This window comes from Spirochaetae bacterium HGW-Spirochaetae-1 (assembly GCA_002839375.1).
Classification (GTDB): Bacteria; Spirochaetota; UBA4802; order UBA4802; family UBA5550; genus PGXY01.
The window spans coordinates 109,281-121,482 of the sequence record PGXY01000010.1; the positions used below are offsets into that span (position 1 = coordinate 109,281).

A 12,202-nucleotide genomic window follows, 5' to 3' on the forward strand; every position below is an offset into this window, starting at 1 on the left:
TCCGTGGGATTATTTTCCGTCGGGTGCAGTCCAGTCGATCTTTTCGTTGATAACTCCTGCCAGGGATTCCACTCCCGCATCATCGTGGTAATGCATGCCGGGATTCCGGTCAACGGTGATTTTCCCTTTTCTGTCTCTGGTGAATCGGCGTGCCGTATGGTGGGAAGCCGAAACGGTTTCCCCGTTCCCGGTCAGGGAGTCGGCGAGATCAATTGATCCGTTGCAGACGCAGAAATAGGTATTGGCCGTATCCTCAACTTTTGCGCAGTATGATGTGCCGCGGATGCTGGCTGTAATCGTCGGGCTTTGAATAAGATATCGGGCCTGCCGGGTAAATGCCTTGCGGGTCACTCCGCTGAACCAGCCTTTCTCCAGCAGCAATATGTTTTTTTCCTGTGATATATTGAAAACCAGCGATGAATTGGCCCCCAGGCGGAAGATATTTTTATCCCCCACAAGAATAGTACAGAAGGATTTATCTCCCGTCTCCACACGGTCTCCGAATATTACGGGAATGCCGCTTCCCATGACTGGAATTTTATTTACGGTGACCCTGCCGGAATAGGCATTGATCAACGCCTCAATCCTGCTCCTTTTTGTGCAGGCAAAAGAAAAAGAAACCAATAAGAGCAAAAGAAAAATCGATATTTTTTTCATAACTAAAACTCTCCTGATGGACCTAATAGTATAATTGCTTCGGTTAATCCTCACATACGTATAGAATAGCATTTTTATTAGAAATGTCAAGTATGACTGGAAGGTATATCATATGCCATTTTAAAAACTATTAACGCATTGAGGGAGATAATTTTGAGTTATTATCTTGACTTTTTATTTTGCGTGAGGTATAAAATAACAGTCTGTTTGACCGGCGGATTGTACGTGCTGTACCTTCACTAAAACTTTACAGAGATGCAGGACCAAATGCATTTACGATTGATACAACTATCATAAATAAGGGAGAAAACAGACATGAAACCCGATCTGGACAAGCTCAAGGAGAGAATTTCGGCCAACAGGGACCTGGTGGACAGGATCACCCGTCAGCTGCCGGGATACGAAGGCTATGTAGAAAAAACTGAAATGTACAATGCCGACAGGATTGTACGGGAATACAGCGCAGGCCAGTTGAAAAAGCTTAAAGATGAGCTTGAAAGTCATTCAGCCGAAATGTTTCGTGAGAAGAGGACGGCAATTCTGGCTGACCTGGAGCCGCTGACACTGCTCATTGAGAAAGTCTATAAAAAATGTCTTCACGCCGATTATGGCTCCACGGCGTCGCTCAGCAGGATCAAGCTTGGCCCCGATGACATGAACAGGCTCCTGGAGTACGACTGGCGGCTCGTGGACCGCCTGGCCGCAGTTGGCGGAATTGCCGGTTCCCTGGAATCGCTCGCCGATGATGAACTGAAAAAGAAATACGGAGAAATTAAAAATATGATCAGGGATTTTGACAAGGCCCTTGATGACCGCAAAGACGTAATAATGGAGGTAATATAAATGGCGTTGATAGATGTTGTTGAGTGGAAGAATAAAAAGGATGAAGTCATTTTCCGTTTCCAGGAAGGGGCCATATCCCTGGGCGCCCAGCTCATTGTCATGGAGAACCAGGAGGCAATTCTTTTCAAGGAAGGGCAAGCCCTGGATTCCTTCGGGCCGGGACGACACACGCTAAAGACCGGAAATATCCCCATCCTGGAGAAGCTTATAAATCTGCCCTTTGGCGGAAAGACCCCTTTCCCGGCCGAGATATACTTCATCAATAAAACCGAAATTCCTAACCTGAAGTGGGGAACAAAGCAGGCAATGCAGATCATGGACCGGAAATTCAATGTGCCGATTCCGGTCCGGGCCTTCGGCAATTATTCCATAAGGATCAGGGATATCAAGCCGTTCCTGATCATGGCTATCGGTACCTGGCAGGCCTTCAACACCGACGCTATCGGCACGGCCCTGCGGGATCAGATCATCCTGCCCAAGCTGCAGGACCTCATCGCCGAGTTTATGATAAAGCAGAACGTGATGATATTTGACATCGTGGCATATTATGATGAAATCGGAACAGCGGGAAAAGCGAAGATCGTCGAGGATTTTAACAGCTTCGGCGTGGAGCTGGTCCGCTTCGCCTTGGAATCCATCAATATCCCCGACGATGACGAGAATGTAATACGGCTGAAAAAGGCCTTGTCTGACAAGGCCGAGATCAATATTATGGGTGAAGATTACAAGACGAAACGTACCTTCGATACCATGGAAAAAGCCGCTTCCAATGAGGGAATGGCCGGAGGCATGATGGGAGCGGGAATGGGTTTCGGCATGGGAAACCAGATGGGACAGATGATGAACCAGACCATGGGAGGCGCACAGCAGACCCAGGGACAGCAGGGACAGGTGGCATGTCCGGCCTGCAATACACCCAATACAGCCGGTGCCAAATTCTGTGCATCGTGCGGCAAACCCATGGTAGTTGAAAAGGCCTGCCCGGCATGCAAGGCGAAGATGCCGGCCGATGCCAAGTTCTGTCCCTCGTGCGGCGCCAATACGATGGAAGCGGCATGCGTGAAGTGCGGGGCGAAGCTCAAGCCCGGGGCGAAATTCTGTCCCGAATGCGGATCAAAACAGGAATAGGAGTACAGGCATGGCATCACTCAATTGCACGTCATGCGGGGCTCCCGTGGAAATCAACAACAGGTTCAGCAAGGTCCTGGTATGCAACTACTGCGGCACTCACCTGAAGATAGAAGGAGAAGGGAGTCTCAGCGAATCGGGCAAATTCCCGAAACTGGCTGATTTCCCTTCGATCCTTTCCGTAGGATGCAGCGGAACCATCCTGGGAAAGCCCTTTTCTGCCCTGGGCAGGATGCAGTACAAGGGTGACTGGGGCCGCTATAACGAATGGTTTATAGAACACGACGGCGAAACGGCCTGGCTCACCGAGGATGAAGGAGCCTTCACTCTTTTCAGCGAAATGTACGATGCCGCCGATATCCCCGATGTGGCTACCCTGCGTGCCGGGCAGAATATCAACGTGGCCGGTAAAAAGATCATGGTGAAGGAAATCGGCAAGGCCTTTGTAGAAGGCGGTGAGGGTGAGCTCTATTACTATGTTGAACCGGGAACGGAGGTTACCTTTATCGACGGTGTGGGAGAAGGGAAAAAGGTATCCATAGAATATTCTGAAAATGAAGTGGAGCTTTTCACCGGAAGGCCGTTGTTGAAAAGGGATATCGTTGTTGGTGCGTGATGTACCGGCTGCGGCTATCGGAATGTTTTTAGCTGTTATGCTGAATATGAATAGGGATAGAGGTTGATCATGGGCGATGAACAGGAAAAACTGAAAGCCTTGAAATGCCATGATTGCGGCGGAGATATAGTTAAAAGCTATCGCGTCGAAGGCGATGATGAGGACGAGGAGCAGATACCCATCGCCAGGTGTCTTTCCTGCGGCAGGGAATACGATCAGCACACCCAGGAATATTACGCATATTTTGCCGATAGCTTCATCACCGACAAGGACAAGTCGGTTTTTAAACTGGGCCTCAAGGGGACACTGAACGGCGTGGAATACGAGATAATCGGCCGACTCAGGTACCAGGATGAGGATGAGTATGAACTGGATACCTGGGACGAGTGGCTAGCCATCACTGCCGAGGGGGCCTACCATTATTTTGTTGAAGAAGACGGCGACGTCCACTCCTATGAGGAATATATCCCCGAAACGATCGATCTCGAGAGCAGCGGCAGCAGCATCGAGTTTGAAGGAAAAAAAATATCGAAGAGCGAGGCCTATATCGGGAGGATCGTTTACGCCGAGGGTGAACTGCCCTGGAGTCCGGAAATCGGCGAGGCCGTCACTCTTTACGATTTTAAAAAAGACGGCTGCAATTATACCATAGAACAATCCGATGAAGAGGTTTCGATTACCAAGGGTGAACGCATTCCCTATAAACAGATAATCGATGCCTTTGGCGGCGATCAGTATAAAGAAATGTATGACGCCACCATAAAGAAAAGAAAAGAATTCACGTGGAAATCCCGGGTGTATCTGGCAGTCATGCTGGTGTCCCTGGTGATGGCTCTTTACAAGTGCTCATCTGGCAGCGCCATAGAGAATATAATGGCCATGACAAAAGTGATTTCCACCAATGTCTACATGCAGGATGAGGGCGGGGCAAATTATTTCAGCCAGGTATTGTACGGCCCCTTTGAGATCCCCGAACCCGACAGGCTCTATGAATTCAGCGTATCCATCGACGAGGCGGTGCAGCCCCTCAGCCAGGAATGGGAATCCTTCAGGCTCATGCTTATACAGGAAGACCGGCTCAACCAGGTCACGGATAATATGACCGATTTTAATGAACTGAAGGAGATGCTCACGGAGATAGACGCTCAGAAGGAGCCCGTGGAATCCTATGTCGTAAACGGGGATTTCTGGGACGAGGAAGGATACGACAGCGATGGCCGCTGGCATGAAAACGACCTGTCCGCATCGTCGAGCTTTGTTCTCGATGAGGCAGGGAGGTATTTTGCCTATCTGGAGCTTTACAGCAAGAATGCCCGGAATGTCGATTCGGTAAAGATCGCCCTGAGCAGCGCCGGGAGTGTTCGGTATTTTATAATTCTTTTTGTGATATTTTTTATTCTTTTCATGCTGAACAGGTCGAAGGCCGCCACTTACAATGCGCTTCCTTTCGAGGTGGGAAGTGATTGATATTTGATTATTTGTTAAACCGGTTATATAGTCCGGAAAGGGGTAGGGGTGATGATAAAAAGTGTAGCTTTGGCATTGGTGCTCTTGTCGGGGGGATTTGCCCTGTCGCATTTTTATGTGGGATATCCCAGGGCAGGAAAATACTATATTTCCAAACACCGTGAGCAGCGCAAATCCCTGCGGATGGGGAGCGGCTACTACGGAACGCGCATGGGTTCCGGAAGTTTTCGCGGCGGCGGGAAGTAGTTGGTCCACCGGCAAGAATTTTTTGCAGAGCAATCATATTAAATCAGGAGGATAGTATTAATGGAATGGGGACAATATCTTTACGGCATTCTCGATACGGTGGTGTATTCTTTTATCGGGCTTATAATAATGGGGATCGGCTTTCTGCTTATAACACTTTTCTCTCCCTTTTCAATCAAGAAGGAAATTGAGGATGATCAGAATATCGCCCTGGGGCTTATTATCGGTTCCGTCATCATTGGGATTTCCATTATCATTGCGTCCGTTATTGCAACGCCGTCGGGCTCCAACCCGGTGAAAAAGGCGCCGGCGCAGGTTGAAATGAAGACCGATAAGTAGTGAAAGACAATTTTTCCCTTTCACAGCAGAGGATCCTTCTTTTCTCGATCTTTGTCCTTTCTCTCTGCGGCATAACGTATGAACTGGTTCTGGGTTCACTGGCGACTTATCTGCTGGGGAACCCGGTGCAGCAGTATTCCATCACCATCGGTGTCTTTCTCAGTTCCATGGGGCTGGGTTCCTGGCTTTCACGGTACGTGCTGAAGAATATCCTGAGGAACTTCATATGGATAGAGGTGACCCTGGGACTCGTGGGCGGCGTCTCGGTCATCATACTCAATTACCTGTTCAGCTTTTCGCCGTCCTTTTATCTTCTCCATGTCTTTCTGCTTTCTTTCATCGGGATGCTCGTGGGCCTGGAGATTCCACTGCTGACGAGGATTCTCCGCGGCTACGGCTCTCTTAAGGATGTTCTTTCCAACGTGCTCACCCTGGACTATATGGGCGGCCTTGCCGGATCGCTGCTTTTCCCCCTGGTTCTCTTTCCCTTCCTGGGGAGGATCATGACGTCCCTGGTCATCGGTATAGCCAATGCGGCGGTGGCCGTGATTATTGTCACGCGGATTAAATATTCCGGGAAACGGCGCATCGATTATATTTATCCTCTCGTTGTCGTTGGTATCCTGACGGTGCTGGTGCTTCAGTCGGGTGTCGTGACCGATATTCTGGAGAAAAGGCTTTACTATGATGATATCGTATTCTCACGGAGGTCCACGTACCAGGAGATAGTGCTGACCCGGAACGGCGACGATTTCAGGCTTTACCTCGACGGATCGCTGCAGTTTTCAACATACGATGAATACCGTTATCACGAGATGCTGGTATATCCTCCCCTGGCGTTCAACGGAAAGGGCGATAAACAGGTTCTGGTCATGGGTGGCGGTGACGGCCTGGCGTTGCGGGAGCTCGTCAAGCAGGACGATGTACGCTCCGTGACCCTGGTGGAACTGGACCCCATGATGCTCGACCTGGCCCGGAACAATTCAAGCCTGAAAAGAATTAACGGGAATTCCCTGGTCCACCCAAAGGTGAATGTCGTGGCGGGCGATGCCTATGATTTTCTTGTGAAAAGCGGACGGACCTTTGATATTATAATTGCTGATTTCCCCGATCCCCATGATGAGACCATTTCAAAGCTCTATACGGTACAGTTTTTCAAGCTGGTGAAGCGTTCCATGGCCCCGGGGGCCATTTTCGTCTCCCAGTCCACGTCGCCTCTCTTTGCCCGCGAGGCCTTCTGGTGCATTCACAACACTATGAAAAAGGTCTTTCCCCATGTAGTTCCCTATCACGTTTTTGTTCCCACCTTCGGTGACTGGGGGTATAACATGGCTTCCTTCTCGGAAATAAAACCGAAAGATGCCGATGTTTCGCGGCAGGGACTCCGGTTTTTTACGAGGGAGACGTTTGTCCAGTCACAGCACTTTCCACCCGACTGTGGAGAAATATCAACGGAAATTAATACCTTTAACCGGCCGGTCCTCTATACCTATTATATCAAGGGCTGGAAGAACGTTGACTATTGATTGATGGGATGATGAAGATACAGGGAATCAGTCATATTACTTTCATCGTCCGGGATCTGGAGAGATCGGCACATCTTTTCACTTATCTTTTCGGCGCCAGGGAAGTTTATTCCAGCGGTGACAGGTATCATTCTCTCACACGGGAAAAATTTCTGATGATAGGTGAACTATGGATAGCCCTGATGGAAGGTGATCCCGTGGCGGAGAAGACGTATAATCATATTGCATTCCGGGTTTCCAGCGATGATCTTCCCCGCTATCATGATATGGTTGAAGAATTGAAACTTGAAATCATGCAGTCCCGTCCCAGAGTACCCGGCGAGGGGGAGTCGCTGTATTTTTATGACTACGACAATCATCTGTTTGAACTGCATGCGGGCGATTGTAACGAGAGGGTGGAAGCCTATGTCCAGCCTGGATAAAACAAATTACTGCCGTTTCAGGAATGGGAAAGCTTCCCGCAGGTTATCATGCTCACGCATATCGGCATAGAGATTACATTCTTCGGTTTCGGCCTCTGCCTCCTTCGGGCTTTTGAGTCGATACTGTCTTCAAAGAAAATTATTTCCATGCCGGTCCTGTTTTATGTTTTCAACAGTTTCATCCTTCTCGGTACCGGGCTTGTCGCTCTTGGTCTGCCGCTGGAATATCCATCGTCAATATTTCTCTTTCCCTCTTCGCTGCTCATCATTGGGCCGCTGAATCTTTTCTACTACCACTACCTGCTGTATCCGGGGCAGCCAGTTCTCTACCGGACGCACCTGCACCTGGTTCCCTTTTTCCTGTGCCTGTTCGTCGAGATATTTTTTCAGGTCCAGCCCTTTGCTTTTAAACATGAATTGCTCACGGCATTTTTCAACGGGCGGGACGGACATTTTCTGATTGTGCCTTTTGCGTTCATTTCTCTCCATGTGCTGGTATACATGTTAATTATTCTGAAGGTATTCCTCCTCGACACGGGTTTTAAAAAAAACCAGAGAGAATTTCATTTTATCGGGTCTATCGCGCTTGTTGTTTTTCTCATAGTCGCCATGTTGTTTTTCGGCTTTGTTTTTGATATTCCCGGTCTGTTTATCGGCGGCAGTGTGCTGAATGTATGCGTACATATCTACATCTACCTGGGATTGCGTATAGTTCCGCAGTTTTTCAATTCTCTGAAAATGGAGATCAGAAAAAAACGCTATGAGAAATCAATGCTCAGTGGCATCGACACTGCCGCAATCCATGAAGGCCTGGACAATCTTATGAGGGAGGATAAGCTTTTTCTCGATTGCGAGATTTCCCTGTCTTCCGTGGCCCGAAGGTTATCCCTGACACCGCACCAGTTATCGGAATTCCTCAATGAACATAAGGGTTCCGGTTTTCATGACTGCATCAACAGGTACCGCATTGAAGAGGCTCAGAAACTTCTCATGGAGCACAGGGAAGCCAGCGTCACCTCGATCTGTTACCGGGTCGGATTCAATTCCAAATCATCCTTTAACACGGCATTTAAAAAAATAACCGGTAAAACCCCAACGGAATTCCGCCAGCGCTGAAAAATAACTGTCGTTTTATGTTCGAATTTATAAGAACGGTCGACGCGATCATCAGCGCATGATAGGTTTTCTACTGTTCATGCCGGGAATTCTTCCGGATCGGAGAACAATATTCTACAGGGGGATTCTCAATGCAATTCAATGAAATTTCCGCCGGGGAGAGTCATCTGTTGCTCTCCATGGGTCTGCCAGCCATTTCTCAGGTTGGGGTAATAGTCAATGATCTGGATAAGGCCGTCCGGTATTACCGGTCGCTCCTGAATATTAAAAAATGGTACAGCACCAGGATCAACGGGGAGGAGTGTTTTTATCGGGGCAAACCCGTTGAACAGAGGCTCGATATCGCCGTGGGCTACTGGGGAAAAACGCAGGTGGAGCTGATACGGCAGGATTGCGGTGAAGAAAATGTGTACAATGCAGTACTGGGTATTGGCGGCCAGGGTTTTCACCATCTGGGAGTGACCGTGGCTGACCTGGAGAAGAAAGTCGCCTTGTTTAAGAAAGGAGGCATAGAAGCTCTGCAGACCGGAACAATACGTTTCGGCAGGGGTGGAGTGACAAAATATGCCTATCTCGATACACTGGAGAGAGCCGGTTTCATTCTGGAGCTTATTGAAACCAGGGCATTCGGGATAAACCTGGGGATGCCCCAATGGGTGGTGAACCTGGGCCGTATCACGGGTGACACTGAATCCATCTGATTAGTAATACAGGAAGGGGATATGAAAGCACTGGTAACGGGGGCAACGGGATTTATCGGATCGGTCCTGGTGAGGGAATTGGTCAGGCAGGGCCATGCTGTGCGGGCGCTGGCCATGATCAGTGAGGATACGGGCATGCTGGAGAAAATCGGTGTGGAAATCCGGCGGGGAGACCTTACCGGAAAAGAAACCCTGCGTGGTCTCTGCGACGGCATTGATACAATTTTCCACTGCGCCGCGCGTGTCACCGATTGGGGAACCGGAAAACAGTTCTACCGGGCCATCTATGATACCACGGCCAATCTGCTGGATGAAGCGGCGGGGAAAGCATCGCGTTTCGTTTATCTCAGCTCAATCGCCGCCCTGGGAATGGGCCGCCATTTGAAGGGAGCGCTGGAAACGGACGATCCACGGAAATCGGGCGTTCCCTATAACGACGCCAAGGCCGACACAGAAATCCTGGTGAGGCGCTATCACGCAGAGGGGAGAATCGTGAGCATTATAGTTCGTCCTGCCAATGTTATCGGTCCCGGCAGTGTATGGGTTCGCGACATTCTGGACAGGCTTCAAGGTAGGACCGGTGTGCCTCTTCTTGATGGGGGGAAATACAGTTCAAGCTTTGTCTATGTGGACAGCCTGGTGGACGGCATCATACGTGCAGGCGTATCGCCCGTGGCCGCCGGGAAAACCTATCATTTCCGTGACGACTGGGAAGTGAACTGGAAACGGTATATCGAGGACCTGGGCCGTTATATAGGGAAGAAACCGAAGGGCAGCATCCCCTTCGGGCTGGCCTGGACAGTTGGGTGGATTATGGAAAAGTTTTTTAACCTGATTCACGCCCGGTCTCCCGTGACCAGGCTTTCCGTGGGAGTCATGGGAAGGGATAATGACGTTGATACATCACAGGCAAAAAAGGATCTGGGATGGAAAACCGTCGTATCATATGAAGAGGCTATGAAAAGGACCGGTGAATGGATCCTTGAAAACTACAGGATTCCCCGGTAGCTGTCGGCATAACAAGTAAAAATGATAAAAGGAGAACGTCATGAGATTTTCCATACTTCTTTTTATTCTGTCCCGGATTTTGAAAAGGGCCGCGAAAAAGAAACAGGCCTACCGCAACTATGTGGGCAATATTCATAAGGTCAGGATCATGATAAAGACCGGCAAGGGAAAGCAGGGAAGGCTCTTTATCTTCGATCGCGGGACTGTATCATCACTGAGGGGGGCAGGGCATCCCTATGATGCTGCCATTGTCTGGTCCGATGCGGGAACAGCCTTCAGGGTCATGTCTTCCATGAGCGATGAGGCCGTTTTTCTGGCCGCAGCAGCGGGTAAGATGAAACTGGATGGAATGGCATTTTTTGCCCAGTGGTTCAATGATGGAGTAAAACTGGCAATGCAGTAAAGACCACGCTAATCGACAGTTGTTATGAAAATATTACGGAGGAAAATATGACGATCATAAACGGCGGACACCTTGTGGGGAAATATCTCAAGGAAGTGGAGAAAACCGAAATTGTTTTCGGTATCTCGGGAGGGCACATCGAGTCTATGCTTGACGGTTTCACCGAATACGGCATACGCACCATTGATGTGCGTCATGAACAGGCAGCGGCAATGATGGCCCATGCCTGGTCGGTATATACGGGCAGACCGGGAGTGTGCTTTGTAACGGCCGGGCCCGGTTTTACCAATGCAATTACGGGTATTGCCAATGCTTTTCTCGACAATGCTCCTCTCGTGGTTCTGTGCGGAAGGCATCCACTGCGTGATGATCTGAAAGGCGCCCTGCAGGAGATTAACCAGATCGATATGGTGAGGCCCGTGGTAAAATGGGTAGCCACCTGTTATGACATCAGGAGAATTCCCGAATATCTTTCCATAGCCTTCAGACAGGCCGTAGAGGGAAGGCCGGGCCCGGTATTTCTTGAACTGCCTCCCGATATTCTGAATATAAAAATTGAAGAATCAGAGGCTCCCATGCCTGCACGGCCTGCCCGGAAATATACCGTTCATCCCGATGATGCGGAGCTAAGGTCGGCTGCACGAATCATCAATGAGGCAAAAAAACCCCTGTTTATCGGCGGTACCGGCGTGGGATTCAGTTCCTGCTCGAAGTGCCTTGGGGAATTTATTGGAAAGTCGGGCATTCCTTTTCAACTCCTCAATTACGGCAGGGGAGAGCTCCCTGATAATCATCCCCTTTCCCTTTCAGACATCGGCAGTATCGGCCTCATGACTTCCATACAGCAGGCCGATGTTATCATCGCCGCGGGACTGCGGTTCAACTGGATACTCCAGTCCGGGGCCATAATACCGGCGGGAACAAAGGTGATACGCATTGATATCGATCCCCACGAGATCGACCGGAACCGTGTTGCCGATGTGGGACTCGTGGGTGATGCCGCTTCGGTCCTGGCCCAGCTGACACCTCTTGTCGAAAAAGGTGATCATATATCGTGGGTAACCGCTTTGAAGTCGGCAGGCAGGTCTCTTCTCGATTATGAATTGAGGATGCGTGAAACCGTGTCATCGCCCATTCATCCAATCCGCCTTGCGGCGCAGATATTCAAATACCTGGGAGATGACGCGCTCTACCTTTCCGACGGTGGAGATACGGTCTACTTCGGGCTCACGGGATTTTCTTCGCGCCACCGGGCCGGCGTCATCGGCACTGCCTCGGGGCTCCTGGGATGCCTGGGGACCGGGATTCCCTTTGCCATGGCGGCTAAGCTTGCCCGACCCGATATGAAGGTGCTTCTCTTGAACGGCGACGGCTCTTTCGGGTTTAACGGTATGGAATTCGACACCATGGTCCGCCATAATATTCCCATTGTATGCGTTATTAACAACGATTGCGCCTGGGGAATGATCAAGCACAGCCAGGAACTCTCAATAGGGAAAGACAGGCTTCAGTGTTCAGAACTGGGCATGAGACATTATGAGAAAATGGTTGAAGGGCTCGGTGGTTACGGAGAGCTGGTGGAGAGGGATGAGGATATAATTCCCGCCCTGGAAAGGGCCTTCGCTTCGGGAAAGCCGGCATGTATAAATGTCGTCACTGACCCTACGGTCACGAGCCCGGCGACGCCGCTTTTTTACCAGTCGTTGAAGATGTAAGGAGCGTACAGGAAT

The 12,202-nt window shown here is 49.9% G+C and carries 14 protein-coding genes; 13 read left to right on the plus strand and 1 reads right to left on the minus strand.

Annotated elements, in window-relative coordinates:
- Positions 1-9: 9 nt before the first annotated feature.
- The gene (locus CVV44_19335) at positions 10-729 is read right to left on the minus strand and encodes a hypothetical protein (GenBank protein ID PKL35687.1); all 720 of its coding nucleotides are present in this window, start codon (positions 727-729) and stop codon (positions 10-12) included.
- 243 nt (positions 730-972) lie between these two features.
- On the opposite strand from CVV44_19335, the gene CVV44_19340 reads away from it, so the two are divergent.
- From CVV44_19340 to CVV44_19400, 13 genes are all read left to right on the plus strand, one after another.
- Positions 973-1,500: a hypothetical protein gene (locus CVV44_19340; GenBank protein ID PKL35688.1), complete on the plus strand. Its 528-nt coding sequence runs from the start codon at positions 973-975 to the stop codon at positions 1,498-1,500.
- Positions 1,501-2,628: an antifreeze protein type I gene (locus CVV44_19345; protein PKL35689.1), complete on the plus strand. Its 1,128-nt coding sequence runs from the start codon at positions 1,501-1,503 to the stop codon at positions 2,626-2,628. It abuts the gene before it with no gap.
- 10 nt (positions 2,629-2,638) lie between these two features.
- Positions 2,639-3,244, plus strand: a complete 606-nt coding sequence (locus tag CVV44_19350; protein PKL35690.1) for a hypothetical protein — start codon at positions 2,639-2,641, stop codon at positions 3,242-3,244.
- A 69-nt stretch (positions 3,245-3,313) separates the two neighbouring features.
- Positions 3,314-4,711 (plus strand): hypothetical protein, encoded by a 1,398-nt coding sequence (locus CVV44_19355; protein PKL35691.1) that lies wholly within the window; start codon positions 3,314-3,316, stop codon positions 4,709-4,711.
- 51 nt (positions 4,712-4,762) lie between these two features.
- Positions 4,763-4,957, plus strand: a complete 195-nt coding sequence (locus CVV44_19360) for a hypothetical protein (GenBank protein PKL35692.1) — start codon at positions 4,763-4,765, stop codon at positions 4,955-4,957.
- 60 nt (positions 4,958-5,017) lie between these two features.
- Positions 5,018-5,296, plus strand: coding sequence for a DUF350 domain-containing protein (locus tag CVV44_19365; GenBank protein ID PKL35693.1), 279 nt, complete (start codon positions 5,018-5,020; stop codon positions 5,294-5,296).
- Positions 5,296-6,822, plus strand: a complete 1,527-nt coding sequence (locus tag CVV44_19370) for a spermidine synthase (GenBank protein PKL35694.1) — start codon at positions 5,296-5,298, stop codon at positions 6,820-6,822. Before CVV44_19365 ends, CVV44_19370 begins: the two co-directional genes overlap by 1 nt.
- A gap of 11 nt (positions 6,823-6,833) precedes the next feature.
- Entirely contained in the window at positions 6,834-7,244 is a 411-nt protein-coding gene (locus CVV44_19375) for a FosX/FosE/FosI family fosfomycin resistance thiol transferase (GenBank protein PKL35955.1), read from the plus strand.
- A 48-nt stretch (positions 7,245-7,292) separates the two neighbouring features.
- Positions 7,293-8,360, plus strand: coding sequence for an AraC family transcriptional regulator (locus CVV44_19380; GenBank protein PKL35695.1), 1,068 nt, complete (start codon positions 7,293-7,295; stop codon positions 8,358-8,360).
- Between the two features lie 131 nt (positions 8,361-8,491).
- Positions 8,492-9,061: a hypothetical protein gene (locus CVV44_19385; GenBank protein ID PKL35696.1), complete on the plus strand. Its 570-nt coding sequence runs from the start codon at positions 8,492-8,494 to the stop codon at positions 9,059-9,061.
- A 21-nt stretch (positions 9,062-9,082) separates the two neighbouring features.
- Positions 9,083-10,069: a hypothetical protein gene (locus CVV44_19390; GenBank protein PKL35697.1), complete on the plus strand. Its 987-nt coding sequence runs from the start codon at positions 9,083-9,085 to the stop codon at positions 10,067-10,069.
- A gap of 40 nt (positions 10,070-10,109) precedes the next feature.
- Complete coding sequence (locus CVV44_19395) at positions 10,110-10,472, plus strand: hypothetical protein (protein ID PKL35698.1); 363 nt, start codon at positions 10,110-10,112, stop codon at positions 10,470-10,472.
- Positions 10,473-10,519: 47 nt separating this feature from the next.
- Positions 10,520-12,187 carry a thiamine pyrophosphate-binding protein gene (locus CVV44_19400; GenBank protein ID PKL35699.1) on the plus strand — a complete coding sequence of 556 codons (1,668 nt, stop codon included), beginning with the start codon at positions 10,520-10,522 and terminating at the stop codon, positions 12,185-12,187.
- The last annotated feature ends 15 nt before the right edge of the window (positions 12,188-12,202 follow it).

Coding starts and splice junctions, on each gene's coding strand:
- CVV44_19385 (PKL35696.1), top strand. CDS start 8,492: ATGCAATTCAATGAAATTTCCGCCGGGGAGAGTCATCTGTTGCTCTCC.
- CVV44_19345 (PKL35689.1), top strand. CDS start 1,501: ATGGCGTTGATAGATGTTGTTGAGTGGAAGAATAAAAAGGATGAAGTC.
- CVV44_19390 (PKL35697.1), top strand. CDS start 9,083: ATGAAAGCACTGGTAACGGGGGCAACGGGATTTATCGGATCGGTCCTG.
- CVV44_19340 (PKL35688.1), top strand. CDS start 973: ATGAAACCCGATCTGGACAAGCTCAAGGAGAGAATTTCGGCCAACAGG.
- CVV44_19375 (PKL35955.1), top strand. CDS start 6,834: ATGAAGATACAGGGAATCAGTCATATTACTTTCATCGTCCGGGATCTG.
- CVV44_19380 (PKL35695.1), top strand. CDS start 7,293: ATGCTCACGCATATCGGCATAGAGATTACATTCTTCGGTTTCGGCCTC.
- CVV44_19395 (PKL35698.1), top strand. CDS start 10,110: ATGAGATTTTCCATACTTCTTTTTATTCTGTCCCGGATTTTGAAAAGG.
- CVV44_19350 (PKL35690.1), top strand. CDS start 2,639: ATGGCATCACTCAATTGCACGTCATGCGGGGCTCCCGTGGAAATCAAC.
- CVV44_19355 (PKL35691.1), top strand. CDS start 3,314: ATGGGCGATGAACAGGAAAAACTGAAAGCCTTGAAATGCCATGATTGC.
- CVV44_19360 (PKL35692.1), top strand. CDS start 4,763: ATGATAAAAAGTGTAGCTTTGGCATTGGTGCTCTTGTCGGGGGGATTT.
- CVV44_19400 (PKL35699.1), top strand. CDS start 10,520: ATGACGATCATAAACGGCGGACACCTTGTGGGGAAATATCTCAAGGAA.
- CVV44_19365 (PKL35693.1), top strand. CDS start 5,018: ATGGAATGGGGACAATATCTTTACGGCATTCTCGATACGGTGGTGTAT.
- CVV44_19335 (PKL35687.1), bottom strand. CDS start 729: ATGCTATTCTATACGTATGTGAGGATTAACCGAAGCAATTATACTATT.